Source organism: Aedoeadaptatus ivorii, from assembly GCF_900638585.1.
In the GTDB taxonomy this organism is placed as follows: domain Bacteria; phylum Bacillota; class Clostridia; order Tissierellales; family Peptoniphilaceae; genus Aedoeadaptatus; species Aedoeadaptatus ivorii.
The window spans coordinates 207,910-228,722 of the sequence record NZ_LR134523.1 but is presented as its reverse complement, the minus strand read 5'-3'; the positions used below and the strand labels follow the sequence as shown (position 1 = coordinate 228,722).

The 20,813-nt window shown below is 53.1% G+C and carries 21 protein-coding genes; 9 read left to right on the top strand and 12 right to left on the bottom strand.

Annotated features, from left to right (window positions below; all coding sequences use genetic code 11):
- Window positions 1-6 precede the first annotated feature (6 nt).
- Entirely contained in the window at window positions 7-903 is an 897-nt protein-coding gene (locus EL294_RS01075) for an ABC transporter ATP-binding protein (protein WP_232006511.1), read from the bottom strand.
- Window positions 904-1,034: 131 nt separating this feature from the next.
- Here EL294_RS01075 and EL294_RS01070 point away from each other — a divergent pair, with 131 nt between their 5' ends.
- Entirely contained in the window at window positions 1,035-1,724 is a 690-nt protein-coding gene (locus EL294_RS01070; protein WP_126464690.1) for a response regulator transcription factor, read from the top strand.
- Complete coding sequence (locus EL294_RS01065) at window positions 1,721-3,025, top strand: sensor histidine kinase (protein ID WP_126464689.1); 1,305 nt, start codon at window positions 1,721-1,723, stop codon at window positions 3,023-3,025. The genes EL294_RS01070 and EL294_RS01065 overlap by 4 nt, the downstream gene beginning before the upstream one ends.
- Window positions 3,026-3,084: 59 nt before the next feature.
- On the opposite strand, the gene EL294_RS01060 is transcribed toward EL294_RS01065, so the two are convergent.
- The gene (locus EL294_RS01060) at window positions 3,085-3,993 is read right to left on the bottom strand and encodes a hypothetical protein (RefSeq protein ID WP_126464688.1); all 909 of its coding nucleotides are present in this window, start codon (window positions 3,991-3,993) and stop codon (window positions 3,085-3,087) included.
- A gap of 163 nt (window positions 3,994-4,156) precedes the next feature.
- Window positions 4,157-4,858: an endonuclease III domain-containing protein gene (locus EL294_RS01055; RefSeq protein ID WP_197721094.1), complete on the bottom strand. Its 702-nt coding sequence runs from the start codon at window positions 4,856-4,858 to the stop codon at window positions 4,157-4,159.
- A 132-nt stretch (window positions 4,859-4,990) separates the two neighbouring features.
- Between EL294_RS01055 and EL294_RS01050 the strand changes: the two genes are divergently transcribed.
- The gene (locus EL294_RS01050; RefSeq protein ID WP_126464664.1) at window positions 4,991-5,290 is read left to right on the top strand and encodes a transposase; all 300 of its coding nucleotides are present in this window, start codon (window positions 4,991-4,993) and stop codon (window positions 5,288-5,290) included.
- Window positions 5,200-6,126: an IS3 family transposase gene (locus EL294_RS01045; protein ID WP_126464687.1), complete on the top strand. Its 927-nt coding sequence runs from the start codon at window positions 5,200-5,202 to the stop codon at window positions 6,124-6,126. The genes EL294_RS01050 and EL294_RS01045 overlap by 91 nt, the downstream gene beginning before the upstream one ends.
- Before the next feature lie 394 nt (window positions 6,127-6,520).
- Here EL294_RS01045 and EL294_RS01040 read toward each other — a convergent pair whose 3' ends face one another.
- The 4 genes from EL294_RS01040 to EL294_RS08090 form a co-directional block, all read right to left on the bottom strand.
- Entirely contained in the window at window positions 6,521-6,727 is a 207-nt protein-coding gene (locus EL294_RS01040) for a hypothetical protein (RefSeq protein ID WP_126464686.1), read from the bottom strand.
- A 30-nt stretch (window positions 6,728-6,757) separates the two neighbouring features.
- The gene (locus EL294_RS01035; protein ID WP_164715167.1) at window positions 6,758-7,270 is read right to left on the bottom strand and encodes a DUF4256 domain-containing protein; all 513 of its coding nucleotides are present in this window, start codon (window positions 7,268-7,270) and stop codon (window positions 6,758-6,760) included.
- A 206-nt stretch (window positions 7,271-7,476) separates the two neighbouring features.
- Window positions 7,477-9,171 (bottom strand): S-layer homology domain-containing protein, encoded by a 1,695-nt coding sequence (locus EL294_RS01030; protein ID WP_126464684.1) that lies wholly within the window; start codon window positions 9,169-9,171, stop codon window positions 7,477-7,479.
- A gap of 24 nt (window positions 9,172-9,195) precedes the next feature.
- Complete coding sequence (locus EL294_RS08090; RefSeq protein ID WP_269471179.1) at window positions 9,196-9,324, bottom strand: hypothetical protein; 129 nt, start codon at window positions 9,322-9,324, stop codon at window positions 9,196-9,198.
- Window positions 9,325-9,532: 208 nt separating this feature from the next.
- Between EL294_RS08090 and EL294_RS01025 the strand changes: the two genes are divergently transcribed.
- The 3 genes from EL294_RS01025 to EL294_RS01015 all read left to right on the top strand — a co-directional run bounded on the left by EL294_RS01025 (window position 9,533) and on the right by EL294_RS01015 (window position 13,789).
- Window positions 9,533-10,513 carry a Rieske 2Fe-2S domain-containing protein gene (locus EL294_RS01025; RefSeq protein ID WP_126464683.1) on the top strand — a complete coding sequence of 327 codons (981 nt, stop codon included), beginning with the start codon at window positions 9,533-9,535 and terminating at the stop codon, window positions 10,511-10,513.
- A gap of 83 nt (window positions 10,514-10,596) precedes the next feature.
- On the top strand, window positions 10,597-11,289 hold the full coding sequence (locus EL294_RS01020) for an ABC transporter ATP-binding protein (RefSeq protein ID WP_126464682.1): 693 nt from the start codon (window positions 10,597-10,599) through the stop codon (window positions 11,287-11,289).
- Window positions 11,273-13,789, top strand: coding sequence for an FtsX-like permease family protein (locus EL294_RS01015; RefSeq protein WP_126464681.1), 2,517 nt, complete (start codon window positions 11,273-11,275; stop codon window positions 13,787-13,789). Before EL294_RS01020 ends, EL294_RS01015 begins: the two co-directional genes overlap by 17 nt.
- A gap of 2,231 nt (window positions 13,790-16,020) precedes the next feature.
- Here the strand turns inward: EL294_RS01015 and EL294_RS01010 are convergent.
- From EL294_RS01010 to EL294_RS00990, 5 genes are read right to left on the bottom strand one after another with little or no spacing between them, the layout of a single operon-like run.
- Complete coding sequence (locus tag EL294_RS01010) at window positions 16,021-16,989, bottom strand: sensor histidine kinase (RefSeq protein WP_126464680.1); 969 nt, start codon at window positions 16,987-16,989, stop codon at window positions 16,021-16,023.
- Window positions 16,982-17,650 (bottom strand): response regulator transcription factor, encoded by a 669-nt coding sequence (locus EL294_RS01005; protein ID WP_126464679.1) that lies wholly within the window; start codon window positions 17,648-17,650, stop codon window positions 16,982-16,984. Before EL294_RS01005 ends, EL294_RS01010 begins: the two co-directional genes overlap by 8 nt.
- A 9-nt stretch (window positions 17,651-17,659) precedes the next feature.
- Window positions 17,660-18,238, bottom strand: coding sequence for a DUF1989 domain-containing protein (locus EL294_RS01000; RefSeq protein WP_126464678.1), 579 nt, complete (start codon window positions 18,236-18,238; stop codon window positions 17,660-17,662).
- A 16-nt stretch (window positions 18,239-18,254) separates the two neighbouring features.
- Window positions 18,255-19,205, bottom strand: a complete 951-nt coding sequence (locus EL294_RS00995; RefSeq protein ID WP_126464677.1) for a putative ABC transporter permease — start codon at window positions 19,203-19,205, stop codon at window positions 18,255-18,257.
- A 24-nt stretch (window positions 19,206-19,229) separates the two neighbouring features.
- Window positions 19,230-19,628, bottom strand: a complete 399-nt coding sequence (locus tag EL294_RS00990; RefSeq protein ID WP_126464676.1) for a GNAT family N-acetyltransferase — start codon at window positions 19,626-19,628, stop codon at window positions 19,230-19,232.
- A gap of 110 nt (window positions 19,629-19,738) precedes the next feature.
- Between EL294_RS00990 and EL294_RS00985 the strand changes: the two genes are divergently transcribed.
- Window positions 19,739-20,146, top strand: coding sequence for a DUF2188 domain-containing protein (locus EL294_RS00985; RefSeq protein ID WP_126464675.1), 408 nt, complete (start codon window positions 19,739-19,741; stop codon window positions 20,144-20,146).
- Between the two features lie 334 nt (window positions 20,147-20,480).
- Entirely contained in the window at window positions 20,481-20,696 is a 216-nt protein-coding gene (locus EL294_RS00980; RefSeq protein WP_126464674.1) for a hypothetical protein, read from the top strand.
- Window positions 20,697-20,813 lie beyond the last annotated feature (117 nt).

Here is a 20,813-nt window from a genome sequence, read left to right as displayed (position 1 = left end):
AGCCTCCTAAAGTTCTGCGTCCCGGGTAAATTCCAGAAACAGCTCTTCGAGAGAGCGCAGGGATTCGTAGATGCGATACACGTCGATCCCCGCCTCTGTCAGGCGCCGGTTGATCGCGCCGATCCGCGCATCTTCCCCATACGCCACCGCGATATAACCGCCCTCGAGTTTGGCACGCACATCTTCCAGCACCATCGCCGCCCGCTCGTCGTCGGATGTGCGCAGGCGAATCTCGCCCCGGTAGCGGTTCTTAAAAGCCGCCATATCACCTTCGTAGAGCATCTTTCCCTTACCGATAATACCGATGGTATCCGCCATTTTCTCTATTTCGTCCAAATCGTGTGACGAAAGCATCACCGTCGTATCGAACCGGCGGGGAAGCGAACGAATCAAATCGCGCATCTCCGCCATGGCGCGGGGATCGAGCCCGTTGGTGGGCTCGTCCAAAATCACCAGCGGCGGAAAACCCATAATTGCCATCGCAATCCCCAAACGCTGCTTCATGCCCAGGGAATAGGCGCCGGCGCGCTTCTTTTCGTGGCCTGTAAGCCCCACAATCGCGAGCGCCTCGTCGATATGCTTCTTTTCGATTCCCTTGTAGCGCCGCACGATGTCCAAATTCTCATAGCCCGTTAAATTTTCGTAATAGGCGGGCGATTCGATCAGTGCGCCGAGTTTCTTCGCGATCTCGATGCGGTTTTTCTTTCCAGCGCGCAGACCGGCCACACAGATCTCGCCGCGATCGGCATAGGCAAGGCCCGTAATCATCTTCATCGCCGTCGTCTTGCCGGCGCCATTGGGGCCGATCAGTCCGTAAACGGACCCTCTCTTCACCGTCAACGCTTCTATATCTGCGGCCATCGTCCGGCCGAAGGATTTTTGTACATTCTGCATAGAAACCATGGTTTCCACGTCTCCACCTCCTACATATATTCTATTGCCCACTTCTTACGCGTTTCTTGCGCCTTCCTTAAATTTACCTGAATTTTAAGGGATTAGCGCTTCCTTTTGATATACTGATTTCGAGGTGGAATATGAAAACACACGAGCGAACGATATTAATTACAGACGACGATGCGGCCATTTTGGACTTTGTCGAAAGCGTGCTGAGAGAAGACGGCTTCGAACATATTTCCCGCGCAAAGAACCAGCAAGAGGCCCTCGACATACTCGCCCGCGAGGACATCCATATGGCGATCCTCGACATTATTTTGCCTGACGGGAGCGGCTTTGCGATCATTCAACAGATCCGTAAGTCTTCGAATATGCCGGTGCTCTTTCTCTCGGCGGTCTCGGATGTGGACAAGCAGTACAGCGGCTTCGATCTAGGGGCTGACGACTATATCGTAAAGCCCTTTCGCCCCAAAGACTTACTGCTGCGCACCAAAGCGATCCTGCACCGCGCGTATCCCGAAAGCGAGGTTGTGGCCCTCGCCGCTTCCACCGTCGACTTCGACCGCGCTACAGTACGCAATGCCAAAGGCGAGGTGCCGCTGACTGCCAAGGAATACCACATCTTGCACTTGCTCTACGAAAACAAAAACCATATCGTCACCATCGACGGCATCCTCTCTGCCGTATGGGGCGAGGATTGCTACGGCTACGAAAACACCCTGATGGCACATATTCGCAAGATTCGGCAAAAAATCGAACAGGACCCGTCGAATCCCGAAAGCCTCCGTACCTATCGGGGACTGGGCTATAAACTGCGGGTACGGCCGTGAAGTCCCTTACCTTTTTTACCAAAACCCTATTCCGCTTTCTCGCCACACTGCTCGCCCTCTTTGCCGCCGTGCTCCTAGTCTGGATGATCGGCGTCGGCGCCATCTATTTTCGGGAGGCGCGCTCTCCCAAATCACCCGACTCTTTGTATAAGGCGATCGCAAAAGACGACCCCCGCGCCCTGTCCGCCCCCCTGCAAAATACCCTCGCCGACGAGGGCATATGGATGCTGGTGCTCGACGATACGGGAAAGTATCGCACCGCCTACGGCGTTCCGGCGTCGCTTCGGCACGACTATAAGACTTCGGAGGTGGCGAAGTTTACCCGCTGGTATCTCGAGGACCACCCGGTGTTTACCTATGTAGAAGGCGAAAACATCGTCGTATTGGGGTATCCGAAAGACAGCTACGGCAAATTGGCGTCGAACTATTTTCAAGTGGAGATGACCTTTCGACTGCTCTACTTGCTGCTCTTTATCTTCGCCTTCGGAATTTTTGCGGTATTCTTGTTGTATTATTTTTCTTCCAAGAAACTAAACGCCGAGATCCTGCCCTTGGCAAAAGGAATCGAGGAACTGGCACAAAACCGCCCCGTCTCCCTGCCCCACGGCGGCGAACTGAACGACCTAAAAGAAGCCTTAAACCGCACTTCTCGCCACCTCGAAGCCGATAAGGCGGAGCGTCGTCGCTGGATTCGGGGCATCAGCCACGACATCCGCACACCCCTTACGGTGATCGCCGCCAATGCGAAATCCATCGAAGACGGAAAAGACATCAGCCACGCCGCAAAAACCATCGAAGAGAGCGCCTTTCGGATCGACAAAATTTTGGAAGGGCTCAATCTCACCTATTTTATGGAACAGCTGGACGCACCCGAAAACCCGAAGGCAATCGCGCTCCTTCCCCTCATACGCCGCATCGCCGCGGAATGTATCGACGCCTCGGACACCGACTTTTCCGTCGAAATCGACGACGCAGAGGACGCCCGCATTATGGGAGACGAAAACCTGATCGACCGCGCCGTGCGCAACCTGCTCCAAAACTCTGCTCGCCACAACAAGGCGGTGACGGTGCGCATCGCCATCAAAGAGACGAAAGACGCGGTGGTACTATGTATTGCCGACGACGGGACGATTTCTTCGGCAGATACCGAGCGCCTAAACGACGATATTTCGCCCCGCAGTGCCAACGGATTCGGCATCCCCATCGTAAAGAAAATCCTCGCCATCCACGGAGGTACGGTACAGTTCGCCTACGGCGATCCCGGCCTTATCGCGCGGCTGATCTTCCCAAAGCCATTCTAATGCAATCAAAAACAGCGGCCATGCGGTCGCTGTTTTTGATTCTAAAATCCTTTTGGGTATTACTTCTTATCCAACATCTGCTTTGCAGCTTCCGCCATGCCTTCCTGCGTCATTCTTTCGTACTTATTCGCATCCGGCGCATAAAAGTCCGGGACCAGTTGCATATCGTCGTAAGTGATCTCCGGCGACATCGTAAAGGAGTATTCTTTCGATTCCCCCGGCTGAAAGCCGCCCAGGCTCACGTCGTCGCCGATCAAAAACTCTCCGTCTCGTTTCAAGAGCAATATCAGATCCAACGACATAACCTCTTCTTTAGAAGTGTTCGTTACGGTGCCATAGATCTTCTTGGCTTCCCCGTCTTCTTCTACCTGCATCTCGGTCTTCAAATCGGCAGCGCGTACGGCCGTCTCGGAGGGCGCTTCCAACCACCCCTGGTCGATGGTAAACTCGATATTCGCCACCTCTTCGGGAAAATCCTTAACATAGATTCCGAAGAATCCATTTTGATCGCCCGGCTGCAACCCATTGGTTGCCTTTAAATCTTCAAAGAGCGTCTTTCCTTCGGCATCCACTGCCGTAATGTGCACATTCGTGGCTTGAAGCGCCTTTTTATCGGACGTATTTTTTACGATGCCGCCGTAAAAATACTTGTCCCCGACCTGTCGATATCCCTTTTCCGTAAACTGTGCATACTGGGCTTCTTGGGCTGCCGTCACGCCTATCATATCTTTCGAAACCGCAGCGCGCTCTTCTTCGCTCATGGTCAACATCTTCGTCGCCAAAATCTGCTGTTCTTCCTTGGTCATATCGTCCCAAGTCTTCGTCGTATAATCTGCCGTATTCGTACCCTGCGCCGTATTCTCGCCGCCTTTGTTCTCGGCATTTCCTTTGTCGGCACCGCCGCCACAGGCCACCAAAATCAGCGATAAGGCGACAAACATACCGGCTCGTTTGATCGTCTTTTGCATAATTTCCTCCTATGGTGTGTCGCATACAACCGCCCCCTCGTAAATTCGCTTGGCGGTCGCTCGTATCGGTTATTCTTTTTGTATACATTCTGTGTAAGAAATAGATGCCCTTTCTCATGTAAAAACCGAACAATTCCACAAAAAAATCGATCCGAAGATCGATTCATTCCTCTATGCGCTTTTCGCAGCCGCCCTCCAGCGGGCAACCCGCACAGATCGGCCGCTTTTTGCAGTGTTCCTTGCCGTTGATCACGATCAACGCGTGAAAGTGATTGTAGATCTCGGCGCTTTCGGGGAGCCGCGCTTCGCAATACGCCTGCACCGCCGCATACGTCCTTCCCGTCTTGAGCGGGTAGCGGGCGAAGTGGCGCATCGTATACGCATTCACCACAAAAGACGGCAGATCGAAGGCGTAGAGCAAAATGCTGTCCGCCGTTTCGTTTCCGATGCCTTTTACCGAAAGAATTTCGGGTCGCAGCGCGTCCAAAGGCACGCGTCGCACCGCTTCGGCGTCGTAGTTGTAACGCGCATACCACGCCGTCATCGCCTTCAAATAGCGCGCCTTTTGGCGAAAAAATCCCGCCGGGCGAATCCTTTCTTCCAATGTTTCCACGGGCATGGCGGCGATCCTCTGCGGCGTGAGGTCTTCCGCCAGACGGGCAATCGCCTTTTCTACATTCGTCCAGGCGGTGTTTTGCGTAAGAATCGCGCCCACCATAATTTCGTAGGGGTTTTCCCCCGGCCACCAGTGCAGGTCGCCGTAATGGGAAAAAAGTGCGTCGTAGATTTGTAGTAAGGGTTCGATGGTACTTCTCCTGTTCCGGTGTCGGTATTTTTCGTCTTTATGGGGTTGTGGATCGTACACCTTGTCATCCTGAATATGGCAAGACAGCATTCCGTAAGCTATTGCCACCCACTTCCTTGTCATCCTGAGCAGAGGTAGCTGGTATAATGATTTTAGACACGGCCTTAGTTACCTCAGCAAAGGAGGAGACATATGTCGAAAGGAAGCAGAAGAGTTTTCACAAAAGAATTCAAACTCGATATCGTGGAAAAGAAGCTGTCAAATATCTACTCCACGAAAGAAATCTGTGAGATTTATGATCTGAACCGACAGACTGTATGGCGTTGGGTAAAGGAATTTAAGAAAAACGGTCCGCTTGCTTTTGATTCCAAAGCAGTTGTTCCCGGAAATGAGCTCAAAGCATTGAAAAAAGAAATCGAAGAACTCAAAATGGAGAACGAAATCTTAAAAAAAGCCGAAGCATACTTTGCGCGCCGACAACAGACAAAATAAACTTTGCCATTGTCCATTTATGCCAATATCCGTTGCGTAAAGTATGCGAAATCATAAAAATCCCCCGATCTTCTTACTATTATCGTTTGAAACATCCCCTGAAGCCCCTATGTTCCAAAGAAGAGATGCGTCCGGTGATAGAGGCATTTCATCGGCATCACGGGTCTTTTGGTCGTAGACATTTAAAAAAGATCTTGGAAAAGGAAGATTGCCACTATTCGGAATGGAAAATTTCCCGTATTCTGAAAATGAATGGCTTGCAAGCAAAATACGGCAGGAAGAAAATCCACAATGTCCACACAAGTCCCCATACAAAGCGCTATATTCAGGAAAATCTGTACGCCAAACTTTCTTCGCAGGAAAAGAAGCAAGAAATTTGGTCCACCGATTTTACGGAAATAAAAGTGGAAAACAAAACGTATTACGTTTGTGGCATTCTTTCGATACAATCGAAAGTCTTGGTGGGATATGCGAAATCCTCGAAGAACAATACAGCGGTGGCACTGGAAGCATTAAACGATGCCCTCGAACGCTATGAAAAACCGTATATGATCCTTACGGATCGAGGAAGTCCGTTTGTTAGCAAGAACTTTCATCGGACATTAGAAGAAAATGGAATCCTCCATTCCATGTCCCGGCCGCATCGGCCCGCTGATAACATCTTTATTGAGACCTTTTGGCAGACGATGAAAGTGGAGATGGGAAAGATATCCGCCTTCACCAAAAACCAAGTGGATATGATGTTCGATTATTACTTTTATTACTACAATCATCTGCGTCCCCACTCCTCGATTGGATACAAGACGCCGATGGAAGAATGGAATGAACGTCACTAAAAGTTGGAAAAGTTTGTCCAAAACATTGTACCAATTAAGAGCGAAGCGGAGTCGGCCGCTGCGTTCGCCAAATCGAAGATTTGGACTGCGCGGCATCTGACCTACGACGAAATCGAAGATTTCTGTTAGGTCATGAATGCATCTCCGAGGGCTATTGCGGGTCGGAGGGTTGCACAGTACCTATTGCGGGTCTTATTGTCCTAAGCACAAAGGCAATGTCATGCGGTTCGTCACGGGCTTCTCTGCAGACCCCTTACAGCGAAAGAGATTCTTCGACGCGGGGCTAAAGCCCCTTGCTCAGAATGACAATGGGGGACGATTGCGAGGAAGAGTATACGGTCCGCTCTACGTCCTCTTTCCCATTGCCGTGCTCCTTACATCCGTTTGTCGGATCCTATTTATTCCGACCATAGCGCTTTGAAAAGTATGCTTCGGCTTTTTTTAAGATTTCGTTCTCCATTTTGAGTTCTTCGTTTTCTTTTTTCAATGCTTTTATTTGCTTTTCTATTTCGTCAGTTTCGGATTCCTGCTCTACATATTTTTTATTTTCTTCGCACAAATTGTGTTTTTTTGAAGATTTTTTGCGATCGTCTTTCGCCATCCTTCTCTCCTTTTCCCGTCTTCCCCTACACTACCGAATCAAGATCCGCGCACGGAAGCCGCGGGATGCGTAAAAGCTCTTGGCGGTATTGTGGTAGCAAAAGCACTCGCCATATCGCTTGTCGCCGAAGAGGGCGCCGCCCATTTCCCGAACGAAGGCGGGGGGCTTAAGCCACGAGGAGGTCTTTAGATCCAAGTCCTCGATGCCCTGCATATATTCGTAAAAGGCGCGGTCCACAATCTCCGCCCCCATGCTTTTCGCCATGGTATGGGCATTGCCCGCGGGGCGATACTTGTCTTTGTGGCGCTCTTTTTCACCCTCCTCGTCATAGGCGAGGTTGCGCCGGGCGATGGGGCTCTCTTCCGAAAAATCGGCGTAGTATATATGCCCCTCGTATTCTATGGCATCGGGTTCGCCGCCGGTCTCTTCCATTGTTCGAATGCCGGCGAGTTTCTCCTCGTCGAGTGCCGCCTGCACTTCTTCCCAGCGTAGGGTATTGTGACGATGGGGATGGGCGTCGAATCGCGCTTGTAATGTCGTCAACAGTTCTATATTCTCCTCCTTTACCGGGTCCTCTTCCTACACATACCGCAGTTACGGGGAGAAATAACAAAGTATTGCCTTTTACGCACAAAGACCCGAGGTATCCTCGGGCCTTTGTGTGTGCTTATTCGATTCGGGTCCAAATCTCGTCGAGGGCGTCTTTGTCCGCTCTGTAAAAACGGTGGGTATTGGCGGCCTCGGTGATTTCATAATAACCCCAATGGGATTTTTCGAGATCCGAAAACGCGGCGATGTCTTCGGGATTTTTGAGCGCCGGGGTGAGTCTCCCTCTCGTCGACTTTGCGGTTGAAGAGGCGGTTCATGATTTTTGCGGCTTCGGCGCGGGTGATGTTCTCGTCGGGGCGAAAACTGCCGTCGGGATACCCATCGATGTTGCCGCTCGCATAGGCGCGGTCGATGGCGGCTTTGGCCCAGTGGCCGTCTGTATCGGAAAATGGAGCGGTTTTTTCTGCCGATTCTTCAAATTGCAGAATCATCTGCGCCACTTCCGCACGGGTGATCTGCTCTGCGGGCCGGAAGCTACCGTCGGGATAGCCTTTCATATACCCCGCTTCCACGACGGCATTAATGTAGCGATTATACCAATTCGACGGGGTGTCGGTAAAGGTCGGTGCTGCATCGTCGCCCTTTAGTCCCTTGAGTCTCGTCAGGACGGCGGCGGCTTCTGCCCGGGTCATGGAGCCGTTGGGCTGCACGGTGCCGTCGGGATAGCCGAAGATATATTTTTCGTGCCGCGATTCGTGTCGTTCGGGCGCGGACTCTTCTTTTTCGGGCGGCATAAAGGGCGGGGTTGCAATGCCACCTGGCGGGAATGCCGGCGGATTCTCCGGTTCGACAGGCGGATTTTCCTCTTTTGGCGGCATAAATCGGTTGGTAAACGAAACCGACGGCGCCGACGGACTTACGACGGGCGAATGCAGATCGCTCTCTGCATAAAAAGCGTCGGCTTCCTGCGGCGAGTTAAAGAGCATAAACGCAAATTCGTCCAGCGCGGGACGCGCTTCGCCCGCCATGACATCGTAATTGACGTCTAAAATCTTGACTTCGTCGTTGGAGAGAAAACCGGCGGGGGCGTTCTTCTCTACGAGCACGAATCGCAAAATCTGCCCCGATTCTCCATTTTGTACCGCCGCCTTGATCCGCTCCAAAATCGTCAGATTGTCGGTCATCTCGCAGCCGTCTACCATTTGGTCGAAGGTAAACAGCGGCTTGGAGATCGAAATATAATTCTCTTCCCCTTCTTTTTCTTGGTGGGTCAGGATGTCGTCCTGAACGCCGGCGGCATATTGGATCAGTTCATTGTTCGCATGAAGACCTAAATCCGACGCATAGTCGAAGGTTTTGTAATCGTATTCTCGTATATTTTGGCAGCCGTTCTCGTAATCGCCCAGATCACATCCTTGATAAAAACAACGCCAACTTGCCAACGCCAAGGGCCAGTGCATACCTCCGCGGCTTTCTTCTATAAAAGGAGATTCTTCCTCAATGTTTAGCAAATACTCTTCCGGCGTCGCCTTTCGCGTTAAACCGCGCTGCACATTCTCGCTGTCGCGCATTGCCCCGTAGTGGTATTTCATAATTCGATCCAGAATCGCATCTGCCGCATCCGTCGTGTGGCCGTCTTTTAAATACGCATCCATCATGCCGGTGAGCGTCTCATCATAGCCGCCGGCGGGGTTCTCGGCGCTGCGATCGGCGTATTCGTCGCCGAATTTCACCTTGGTGAGGAGCATCGGCGCCGCAAGTGTGCCCGCGACGACGCTCTTGTCGCCGTAGGTTTTTCCGATGCCGTAGGACGCTCGATCCTTATCCGGTATTGTATCCAGATAAAATTCGAAAGTCGCCTTGGGAATTTCCTCGGGATTCGGTGCATGCGTCATATCGATGGTCTTTTCGTAGCGAAATTATGCCGCCAGCGGCTCCGCTACCACCACATTGTCCGCCTGTTGCACTTCTTGTGCCACGGCAATATGGGACGCGACAAAACTCGCCAATAGGGCACAAACGAGCAACAGCACGCTTCGTTTTTTCATCGTTCTTACCTCCTTTTCCATTTCTGTCGATTCCTTACCATTTGCGCATTTCCGAAGAAATACTTTACTTTATTATAACGATAAAAAGCCGTCGTGTATATGTTTTTTATTTTAATTTTACTGTATATACCGAAACAATACCCGCATCTCGATTCTCTTTCGCACCCGTTCCGATTTTCGGCTATACTAAAACAAAGGCAGGTGGAATATGATCTATAATCAATGGTACGCAATTTTGCCGTCGCGGGCCGTCCGCGAGGCAAGGCCCGTAGGGGTTCGCCGCTGTAACATAGACTTGGTGCTCTTTCGCGATCCGAACGGAAAGGTCGCCTGTCTGCACGATCGCTGCTCCCATCGGGGCGCGGCGCTTCATAAGGGTACGGTAAAAGACGGCTGTGTGAAATGTCCCTTTCACGGCATCGAATTCGACCAAAACGGCGCCTGTCACTTCGTGCCGGCGCTCGGCAAACAAAGCAGCGAGGACCTCTCGCGCTTTGATGTAGAGCACTTCGTGGTAGAGGAAGCGCACGATATCATCTATCTTTGGTATGGCGATAGGGAGGCGAAAAATCCGGCACTCCCCTTTTTTGACGACGATATCGACGAGCGGTTTGTGTATAGCGAACTCGAAGATCATTGGCATGCGCATTATTCTCGGGCGATCGAAAATCAGCTCGACGTGGTCCATTTGCCCTTTGTCCACCACAACACCATCGGCCGCGGCAATAAAACACTGGTAAACGGGCCCAAGGTACTCTTTAAGGGCGATATTTTACGGACTTCGGCGGACAACGAAGTCGACCGGGGCCAAAAACCCAAGGACGCAAACGCCGCCCGCATTCGTAAAACCCATCTCAATTTCCTCTTTCCCAATTTGTGGCTCAACCATATCAGCGAAAAAGTGCGGGTGCTGATCTTTTTTGCCCCGGTAGACGACGAAAATACCGTACTCTACATTCGCTTTTATAATCGCATTACGGGCATCCGACCCATAGACGGTCTGATCGCTTTTTTCGGCCGCTACGCCAATTTGATCGTAGAGCGGCAAGACAAGCGCGTCGTTATTACGCAGGAACCCAAGGCGTCGGGGCTCAAGATCGGTGAACACTTAATCGCGGGCGATGCGCCCATTATTCGGTACCGAAAGATACGCGACGATTTGCAAAAGAAACAACAGACGAAAGCGTAAAACGCGGGCCCTCCAAGGGGCCTTTTTTACAGTCACTTTGCCGTCACTTTCCTCGGCTACCATAGCCATACAGGAGGTGTACTATGTACGCATTGCGAGGAGAAGAGATCTCCAAAATCTACAAAGGGGCGGAAGACGTCCGCGCCCTCGACGACGTGAATCTTTCGGTGGCTGCCGGGGAACTGGTGGCGGTAGTGGGCCCCAGCGGCTCGGGCAAATCGACGCTGCTCCACATTCTGGGCGGGGTCGATGCGCCCACTACGGGGAAGGTCTACATACAGGACAAGGACCTCACCGCCCTGAGCGATGAGGCGCGCACGGTGTTTCGCCGCCGCAATATCGGCATTATCTACCAGTTCTTTAATCTGACCCCCCCTATTTCCGTGGAAAAAAATATTTTGCTCCCGGTGCTTTTAGACGGCAAAGAACCCGATTTCGACTATTACCGCGAAATCGTAGACACTTTGGGGCTCTCCGACAAGACCGCCCGCTTTCCCGATCAGCTTTCCGGCGGCGAGCAACAGCGGGTCGCCATCGCCCGGAGCCTGATCAGCCGACCGGCGATCATTTTGGCGGACGAGCCGACGGGCAATCTGGACCGCAAAAAAGGCGACGATCTGATGGCGCTCTTTCGCCGCGTCAACCAGCGCTTCGGCGCCACCATTCTCATCATCACCCACGACGAGCGCATCGCCCTCGGCTGCGACCGCATCTTTACCATGAACGACGGCAGGCTCGAGGAACAAGGGGGTGAAGATCGTGAAAATTATCGATGAACTCGCCCGGGCCTTCGTCCGTGCACGCAAAAAAGACAGCTTCGCCGTCGTCATCAGTGTCGCCATGGCGGTGGTAGTGCTGGGCACCTTTGTCTTTATCGTGGAACAGAATCGCGTCGCTCGGATCGACTACATCAAAGAAACCATAGGCGATTACCATATATTGCTCTCGGAACAGAATCCCGCCCACCTGCGCGAACTGCAAGAGGCACATAAAGTCCGCGCCATAGAGTTCGAGACGACGGACCGCCTGCCCATTGACGACGATTCAAACCGCATGGCGAGCCTGCTTTTAGAGGACAAGAGCGCCTGGACGGGCGATCGTCGCGTCCACGCCGGCAGAAAGCCCCAAGCCCCCGACGAAGTGCTCTGTGAAGAACGCGTATTGAAAGAAATGCAGATCGAGATCGGCGATACCGTTCGATTGGGCGATAGGGAATACACCGTCGTCGGCACCGAGCGTTCTGACGGCTACAGTTTTGAGGATCGGCTGTTCTTCGGACGGATTTATTACAAGACACCCGAGGAGGTTTTTGCCGAGCACAAAGCGGTGTCCGCGAAGATCTGGTTTGAAAATATGCGCGATACCTACCCCCAGACGCGCGCCTTTCTCGCCAAGTACGGCTTAAAAGACGAGGATCTGCAAAGCACCGGCGTCCTAGCCTATAACGAAAAACTCTTACAGGAATACCTGGTATTTCCCCAAGGCATCGTCCCCACCGCCCAGAAGGCCAATGAGTGGATCGAATCCTTCGGCGCATACGCCATCTTGATTGCCCTCTTTGCCGGCATGATCCGAAACGCCTTCGGCGTGTGGGACCGCAAAGATCGTCGTTATATCGCTCTCTTAAAATCCGTCGGCGCCACCAAAAAGCAGATTCGCGCTCTGGTGGTAAAAAAGGCGCTGATGCTCTCCGGTGTACCCATTTTGATCGGCACCGCGGCGAGTTACTTGCTCGCCAACGGCATCCTGTACCTGATGTGGTGGAACAATCACATCTCTTACAAAAACATCACCCGCGCCGGCGTCCGCTTTTACGGCGAAATTGGCGGCTTTCAGCCGATTCCCCTACGGCCGACAAGCGTCATTTTAATCCTCGTCCTGAGCCTGGTCTGCGTCCTATTCTCGGCCCTGGGTCCGGCACGCAAGACCGCTAAACAAACCGTCGCCGAATCCCTTCGACCCGACCGACCGAAAGTGCGAAAGAGCGCTCGAAAAGAGCGACTTTCGAAAAACAGCCCGGTATCCTTAGGAAAGGACTATTTGCGCGCTTACGCCAAGACATACCGCGGCATCGCCGTCGCCATGGCGCTTGCCTCGGCGGTCCTCTCTCTGTATTTGGTGGTGGGCGCCTGGCGGAACCTCAACGAGACGCACAATCACTTCCGCTCGCCGTATACCTTTACCGGCACCATCCACCGGCGCACACCCCTTTCGCCCGAAAGCATCGCGGCTTTACGGGCGACAAAGGGACTCGAGGATCTGCAAATCTATCACAGCTTTTCCGCCAAATTCTACGAGGCCGATAACAAAGACATCCTATCCGATGCCTTTCAGGACGCATTGGCGTCGGGCAATCGCGACTTTGAAAATCCGTACTGTATGTTTTACGGCATCCAAGACGATAGCTTCCGCGCCATTCAGCGAGAAAACGGCCTCGCGGAAGATCCCGAAGCCTTCCTTCTGGTAAACGCCACACCCGAAAAGACCGTCGGCGTGCCCTACGACCGCAGACAATACATTCCCCTCACCGACAAGATGACCCCTACCCTTATCGTGCGCGATCACTTGGAGGCCCCGGCGGAAGAAATCCCCATCGCAGGCCACCTCGAGCGCATTCCCTACGAACTCGAGGGCTTCGGCAGCCGGGAGGTCGCCGTCGTCACCTCCCTATCCCATCTTGAGCGCTATGCGGCGGCGCGTTTTGTCGACGAAGAGGACGCACTACACTACGAACTGCGCGCCAATATCGACGAAACCCGCGAAACCGCCGCCACCGAAGCCGTAAGTGCCGTCATCGCCAAAGATACGCCGCGGTCGGACTACGAACTCACCCCGCCTTCCCTCCGCCGCGCCCTCGACGCCGAGGTCCGAAGAAACGAAGTCCTCCTCGCCGTACTCGCCCAGGGGATCTTTATCGCCATCGGCCTTTCCAACGCCTACAGCAGCTTTCACACCAATATGCTCGCACGGCGGCGCGACTTCGGCCTGCTTCATTCCGCCGGTATGACGCGCACGCAGATTCGCGAAATGGTCGCCACGGAAAACCGCATCCTTATTCGCCGGCTGCTTATCGGCTACAGCGCGATCCTCGTCGCCGGCGCCGTGCTCCAGAGCGCGCGCAAACACTTCATGTTCTCGCCCCTCGCCATCTTAGGCGCCGTCGATTATACCGGCCTCCTCCTATTCGTCCTCCTCACCACCCTCGGCATCCTCGCCGCCACCAAGAGCGCGGAAAAAGAGATATTGAACGAAGGGATATTAGATTTGTTGTCGTGAAATGAAAAAGAGATGTGAATGTTGCACTGACCCCCAAAAGTTGGTTTCATAGGTCCAACTTTTGGGGGTCACTCTAATGCGCGTTCACATCTTTTTTTCTTGCGGAAAGGGAGGATGGTCAAATATTTTTCATCCTGCGTGGAGTAATACAATTGCCATCCTTTATTGCGAACTCCAATATTGTCATCCTGAGCGGAGCGAAGCGGAGTCGGCCGCTGCGTTAGCCAAATCGAAGATTTGGACTGCGCGGCATCTGACCTACGACGAAATCGAAGATTCCTGTTAGGTCATGAATGCATCTCCGAAAGCTATTGTGTGACGCATTGACGATAAAAGCCTAAGCGTGCGTTTCGGCCTTGGCCTCTACCCGGACTGCTTCTTGCGAACGAGATTCTTCGTCTCGGAATAAATTCCTCGCTCAGAATGACAATAGGCGACGAATGTGCGATTCGGCAAGAGCTATTGCGAATCCCTAAACCTTGTCATCCTGAGCGGAGCGAAGCGGAGTCGGCCGCTGCGTTAGCCAAATCGAAGATTTGGACTGCGCGGCTTCTGACCTACGACGAAATCGAAGATTCCTGTTAGGTCATGAATGCATCTCCGAAAGCTATTGTGTGACGCATTGACGATAAAAGCCTAAGCGTGCGTTTCGGCCTTGGCCTCTACCCGGACTGCTTCTTGCGAACGAGATTCTTCGTCTCGGAACACAGTTCCTCGCTCAGAATGACAATAGGGGACGAATGTGCGATTCGGCAAGAGCTATTGCGAATCCCTAAACCTTGTCATCCTGAGCGGAGCGAAGCGGAGTCGGCCGCTGCGTTAGCCAAATCGAAGATTTGGACTGCGCGGCATCTGACCTACGACGAAATCGAAGATTTCTGTTAGGTCATGAATGCATCTCCGAAAGCTATTGCGTGACGCATTGACGATAAAAGCCTAAGCGTGCGTTTCTGCCTTGGCCTCTACCCGGACTGCTTCTTGCGAACGAGATTCTTCGTCTCGGAACACAGTTCCTCGCTCAGAATGACAATAGGGGACGAATGTGCGATTCGGCAAGAGCTATTGCGAATCCCTAAACCTTGTCATCCTGAGCGGAGCGAAGCGGAGTCGGCCGCTGCGTTAGCCAAATCGAAGATTTGGACTGCGCGGCATCTGACCTACGACGAAATCGAAGATTTCTGTTAGGTCATGAATGCATCTCCGAAAGCTATTGCGTGACGCATTGACGATAAAAGCCTAAGCGTGCGTTTCTGCCTTGGCCTCTACGCGGACTGCTTCTTGTGAAAGAGATTCTTCGACTCGGAACACAGTTCCTCGCTCAGAATGACAATAGGGGACGAATGTGCGATTCGGCAAGAGCTATTGCGAATCCCTAAACCTTGTCATCCTGAGCGGAGCGAAGCGGAGTCGGCCGCTACGTTAACCAAATCAAAGATTTGGACTGCGCGGCATCTGACCTACGACGAAATCGAAGATTCCTGTTAGGTCATGAATGCATCTCCGAAAGCTATTGTGTGACGCATTGACGATAAAAGCCTAAGCGTGCGTTTCGGCCTTGGCCTCTACCCGGACTGCTTCTTGCGAACGAGATTCTTCGTCTCGGAATAAATTCCTCGCTCAGAATGACAATAGGCGACGAATGTGCGATTCGGCAAGAGCTATTGCGAATCCCTAAACCTTGTCATCCTGAGCGGAGCGAAGCGGAGTCGGCCGCTGCGTTAGCCAAATCGAAGATTTGGACTGCGCGGCTTCTGACCTACGACGAAATCGAAGATTCCTGTTAGGTCATGAATGCATCTCCGAAAGCTATTGTGTGACGCATTGACGATAAAAGCCTAAGCGTGCGTTTCGGCCTTGGCCTCTACCCGGACTGCTTCTTGCGAACGAGATTCTTCGTCTCGGAACACAGTTCCTCGCTCAGAATGACAATAGGGGACGAATGTGCGATTCGGCAAGAGCTATTGCGAATCCCTAAACCTTGTCATCCTGAGCGGAGCGAAGCGGAGTCGAACGGATCTCGTGTCTCTATTGCGGGTCGCCGGATTGCAAGGTGCCTATTGCGCGTTATGTTGCCCGTAAAAGAAGTGGACGTCGTGCGTTTCGGCCTTGGCCTCTACGCAAACTGCTTCTTGTGAAAGAGATTCTTCGACTCGGAATTAAAATTCCTCGCTCAGAATGACAATAGGGGGCGGTTGCGCAAACAAGAACAGAATTTCACAAAAACACTCCCCCTAGCGGTAAAAGCGAACGGAAAAGCGACTGCCGGCACAGGAGGATTCCACTACGACGTCGGCGTCGTGCAAATCCGCCACGGCCTTTACCATCGAAAGCCCGATCCCAAACCCCTCGCCCCGAGGATCCGCCTTGTAAAAGCGTTCGAAGATGCGCTTTCGCTTCTCGAGGGCGATGCCCTTTCCCCGGTCGCACACGGAAAATCCCCGGTAAATCTCGTTGTCCTCGAATTCTACCTCGACTTGGGCGCCGGCGGGCGAGACTTCGGCGGCGTTTTTCAGCAAATTCACCACCGCCTCAAACAACCACACCCGGTCGCCCTGTACCACCACATCCCCATCGGAGAGGGCGAGGCGGATGTTTCGTTCCAAAAACAGCGGCTCGAGATACATTTCCCCGTCGAGCACCAAACTCCGAAGCGACACCGGCTCCCGCTTGGGCGCCACCGCCTCGGCGTCGATCTGCGCGAGTTTTAAGAGCAAATCGCAGAGCGCGCCCAGCCGCTCCATCTCCCGCTCCACCATATCGAGATATTCCGCCCGCCTGGCGGGATCGGTGCGGGCGAGATCCAAAAGCATGCCGATTCCCGCAAGCGGCGTCTTGATCTGATGGGCAATGTCCTCGGCATTTTGGCGAATCAGATCGCGCGTCGCCTTTTCGTGGTCGTAGGCGCGCTGCTTTTCGGCGAGGATCTTTTCCACATCGTCGACGAGGTACAAAAACACCGTATCGTCGAATTGTAACGAATCGAGCTTCTCCGCGCGAATTCCCGCGCGAAAACGGGCGAGATCCTCGGAAAAATTGCGCTTCTCTTTCCGTTCCCGGACGTACAAATGCACACCCGTCGCCGCGGCGAGCAAAAAGAAATAGCCGAGGGTATACGCATCGGCATAAGGGCTTACCCATAGAATCACCGCCGAAGCAAAAAAGAGGGCCGCAGGCAAAAGGACCGCTCTGTATTTACACATCCTCGTCCTCCCAGCGGTACCCCAAGCCGCGTTCCGTATGTATATGGCGCCCGTAATGGCCCAGCTTTTCCCGCAGCCGCTTGACCGTCACCGTCAGGGTGTTGTCGTTCACGGGGCGGCGGTTTTCGCGCCAGATCTCGTCGAGCAGCCGCGAACGCAGCATACAGATTCCGCGATTTTGAAGCAGCGCTTCCAACAAATCGTACTCCGCCGCATTCAACGCCGCATTCTCCCCGTCGATCCGCACCGACTTATTTTCCGGATAGAGCGTAAGCCCGCCCGCCGCAACCGCCGTCGGTGCACCGCCCGCGCGGTGACACACATTGCGCACCCGCGCCGCAAGCACCGGCAGGGAAAAGGGCTTGGTGATGTAGTCGTCGGCCCCCTTGTCGAAAGCCGCGAGAATATCCGCCTCCCGATCCCGCACGCTCAAGACCAATACGGGCACCGCAGCGCCGATGGCGTCGAGATATGCCAAAAACTCGAAACCCGTACCGTCGGGCAGATTGAGATCCAACAGCACCACGTCATAAGCGTCGGGGTCCGCGTCGGCGCAATCGGCCATGGTCTCGAATCGATCGACCGCATGACCCGCGTTTTCGAAAAAGCGACGCACCGAAAAGGCGATCACCGCGTCGTCTTCCAAGAGCAGAATCCGCATAGAACCTCCTCACTCCACCTCCACGATAATGGCGGTGCATTTCCCCGCATTGCATTCGCTCTCGCTGACGCTGCACGCCGCCACACCCAAGATCATATCCTCCAGTGCCTTGAGCACCACCGCATCCCCCGCCTTCGAAGGCGGCCGGCACACCGAAAAACTGCCGTCTTCCGCCACCGCCGTATGCATAAACAGATTGACTGGGCGAAGAATGGGAAAGGCCGTCCCCAACGCGCCGTTGATATTGTCAAGACAGTTGGGATGTCCCGCCCCATTGTGGTAGAAGAAGTCGTACATGGCGGGACTGCAACAGGGGTGCAACAGGTCGTGTTCGCCCACGTCGTCGCGCTCGATCTCAAAAAGCGGTCGATAGCGATTGGAATAGAGCGTATCGCCCACGCCGATGTGAAGCGATTCGTTAATATCCATCGTCACCCCGGGCGATAAAAACTCGCCGCTGTCCCCGTCGATGACGGCAAAAAAATCCGCCACCTGACCGCCCTCCTCGTCGATGACGGCAATGCGATCGCCCGCACGCACGGGAATCTTCTTGCCCGAAGCGGGCTCGATTCTGTATCTTTCTTTCATTATAACCTTCCTCTCTTTACGGCAGCCGTTTATAAAATTCCCGGCTTTCCAACAATGCTTTGTCCGCCGAAATGGCTTCTTCTAACTGTTCGATCGCCTTTCTGTCGCCATCTTCGGTGCGCAACAGATCGATCAGCGCCTCTTGCTTTTCAATAATCTCGCGCTGCAAGCCGCGGGTGGTGACGAGATTTTTCGACGCCATCTCCCGCCCCGTCCGGGCACGTTCTTCGAGATCCTCCACCTTTTCTTCGGCAAGCCGACGAATGTGCTCGCCCTCTTTTCGAATCCGCGCAATGCGCGCCTTTACCCGATCCGTTCGAAACGTAAGTTCCGGATAGGCGTCGAGGATGCGCTTATGCAGGGCGGATCGGTTTTCCAAAAGATACCGCACTTCCGCCGCAATCTCTTCGCTTTTGTCTGCCATACTCTTCTCCACCCCTTCCTTTAAGAGATGCATGACAAAATACGACACCAGCACATCCGCCAAAAACAGCGCCGCAAGCGCACCGAGAAAAAGCGCCATCTGCCGCCTATCCCCACGCGCAAAAAGCAGAAGGAGCACGGGGTTCGCCGCCTTTTCAATACAAACGCCCCCGATCCCGAATAGAATCAGATTGCCGATCCATACCCTGCCGTGCAGATTCATCGGCTTTTGGCTATAATCCCACCACCGAGCGTAAAAGCGCTTCTCCAGCACATAGCTCGTCATATATTCCAGCGCCCCGCAGAGGAAAAACGACAGCAAAAAACTCGTGCCATACGACGTATCCACCGGCTCCAGCAGCGCGCCCGCCACCGTGACGATCACGGCGCCGGTGCCGTAAATCGGACAGTACGGGCCCACTAAAAAGCCGCGGTTGATCCACCTTCCGTATTGAAAATACTTGAGCACCACTTCCATCGCCCACCCCAAAAACGAGTAGGCGAAAAACAGCCACAACAACTGCTGCATATTGATTCCATCCACGAATTTACCCCTTCCATTGGACGCCTAGGTTCGGAGCATCCCCACCATCTTAGGATCCACATAGCGAAACCCGTGCCGCGCATAGAACCGAGCCGCCCCGGCATTGGCGAGCAGCATAATAAAACACTCCCCTTCCGTGTTGGCATCCAGCCAATCGTCGATGCGAGAGACAATCTCTTCGCCAAGCCCTTTTCCCTGGTACGCCCTGTCCACCATCACATCGGCAATGCCGTAGGTAATGCCGCCGTCGCCCACAATCCGTCCCATGGCCACCAACTTCTCGCCGTCGTAGCCGCTAATGACATACAGCGAACCCGCAAGCGCACGGCGCACCTGCGCAGGCGCCTTCGCATTGCCGATCCCCGACGAAAGGCGCAGCGCATTGTACGCTTCGACTGCGGGCAAAGATTCCGTAAACTTCATATTGCCTCCTTTCCTATGATTTTACCCCACCGCCCCCGATATTTGTTCATTCTCGGAAAAGTCCTGTAAGTTTTCATACAATCGGGGTAAATAGCAAGCAGGAGGTGCCTATGCCCTATACAAAAAAAGACTATCCGCCGTCCTTAAAGAACCTCGATCCCGCGGTTCGGAACAAGGCCATTGACATCATCAATGCCTTAATGGAAGATGAGCACATGCCCGAAGACAGAGCCATTCCCATCGGCACTGCACAGGCAGAAAAATGGGCACAGGATCAGGGCAAAATGGAAAAACAAAACAAGACCGCCACCGATGCCAAACCCGAAAAAGACGTCAAAGAAGTCCTCGTACGCTATCGCAAAGACGACGAAAAATGGGAAGTCATCTCGGAAGGTGCTAAACGCGCCGACTCCCTTTTCGACCTCAAAAAAGATGCCGAGGCACGCGCTAAAGAAATTGCCGGCCACAGAGGGGCAAAAGTCGTAAGCTATACCAAAGAAGGCAAGGAAGGTAAGTAGGGAGCAACCATAGTAAGAGATCCGCCCGTCGGGTCTCTTTTTTGTCTGCATTGCATCCTAACTTCTAACTAAGAATTGGAACTCGGCGATCTTTTTGGTATACGACGATAATCGCCATATCTACGGTCTCAAAGTATCGCCAATTTCGAAGATACAAAAGATCCTTACGAGAGGTGTTCTAAAAGGTAAAAGTACCATGTCCATAGAAAAGATTACATGAAATCCGGTAAGAAAATGAAGAAAAAAGGTAAAGATCCACGCCGTTTACTTAATCGCCTATCCCGAAGATACGGTACTCCCCAAGGGCAATGTAGCCCGCGCAGAAACCGCCACTATGCTCAACAGAAAATACGATCGCGTAGCGGACGAAAAGGGGCTTTCGCAAGACATTCTCTCTGCACTCCATGCCTTTACCGACTTGGACAAAAACGCATGGTACTACTACGAAATTGTAGAAGCCTCCAATACCCACGAATTTACTCGCCGCGGGAATACGGACAAACTCGGCAGAGAATACGAAGATTGGACCAAGGTCCTGAATTTGAAGTAAGCCATACGCACAAAACTCCCTCGCATGAAGGGGTTTTTTTTGTGTTTGCCTAAGATATACGGCTATAAGATACACAAAAAGAGATCTGCACGATTCTTGTGCAGATCTCTTTTTGTA

What these genes read in the sequence shown, in the direction of transcription:
- EL294_RS00985 (WP_126464675.1), top strand. Translation starts at nt 19,739, where the DNA reads ATGCCCTATACAAAAAAAGACTATCCGCCGTCCTTAAAGAACCTCGAT.
- EL294_RS01000 (WP_126464678.1), bottom strand. Translation starts at nt 18,238, where the DNA reads ATGAAAGAAAGATACAGAATCGAGCCCGCTTCGGGCAAGAAGATTCCC.
- EL294_RS01030 (WP_126464684.1), bottom strand. Translation starts at nt 9,171, where the DNA reads ATGACGCATGCACCGAATCCCGAGGAAATTCCCAAGGCGACTTTCGAA.
- EL294_RS01020 (WP_126464682.1), top strand. Translation starts at nt 10,597, where the DNA reads ATGTACGCATTGCGAGGAGAAGAGATCTCCAAAATCTACAAAGGGGCG.
- EL294_RS01070 (WP_126464690.1), top strand. Translation starts at nt 1,035, where the DNA reads ATGAAAACACACGAGCGAACGATATTAATTACAGACGACGATGCGGCC.
- EL294_RS01005 (WP_126464679.1), bottom strand. Translation starts at nt 17,650, where the DNA reads ATGCGGATTCTGCTCTTGGAAGACGACGCGGTGATCGCCTTTTCGGTG.
- EL294_RS01050 (WP_126464664.1), top strand. Translation starts at nt 4,991, where the DNA reads ATGTCGAAAGGAAGCAGAAGAGTTTTCACAAAAGAATTCAAACTCGAT.
- EL294_RS01075 (WP_232006511.1), bottom strand. Translation starts at nt 903, where the DNA reads ATGGTTTCTATGCAGAATGTACAAAAATCCTTCGGCCGGACGATGGCC.
- EL294_RS00980 (WP_126464674.1), top strand. Translation starts at nt 20,481, where the DNA reads ATGCTCAACAGAAAATACGATCGCGTAGCGGACGAAAAGGGGCTTTCG.
- EL294_RS00990 (WP_126464676.1), bottom strand. Translation starts at nt 19,628, where the DNA reads ATGAAGTTTACGGAATCTTTGCCCGCAGTCGAAGCGTACAATGCGCTG.
- EL294_RS01060 (WP_126464688.1), bottom strand. Translation starts at nt 3,993, where the DNA reads ATGCAAAAGACGATCAAACGAGCCGGTATGTTTGTCGCCTTATCGCTG.
- EL294_RS08090 (WP_269471179.1), bottom strand. Translation starts at nt 9,324, where the DNA reads ATGAAAAAACGAAGCGTGCTGTTGCTCGTTTGTGCCCTATTGGCGAGT.
- EL294_RS01025 (WP_126464683.1), top strand. Translation starts at nt 9,533, where the DNA reads ATGATCTATAATCAATGGTACGCAATTTTGCCGTCGCGGGCCGTCCGC.
- EL294_RS01040 (WP_126464686.1), bottom strand. Translation starts at nt 6,727, where the DNA reads ATGGCGAAAGACGATCGCAAAAAATCTTCAAAAAAACACAATTTGTGC.
- EL294_RS01010 (WP_126464680.1), bottom strand. Translation starts at nt 16,989, where the DNA reads ATGTGTAAATACAGAGCGGTCCTTTTGCCTGCGGCCCTCTTTTTTGCT.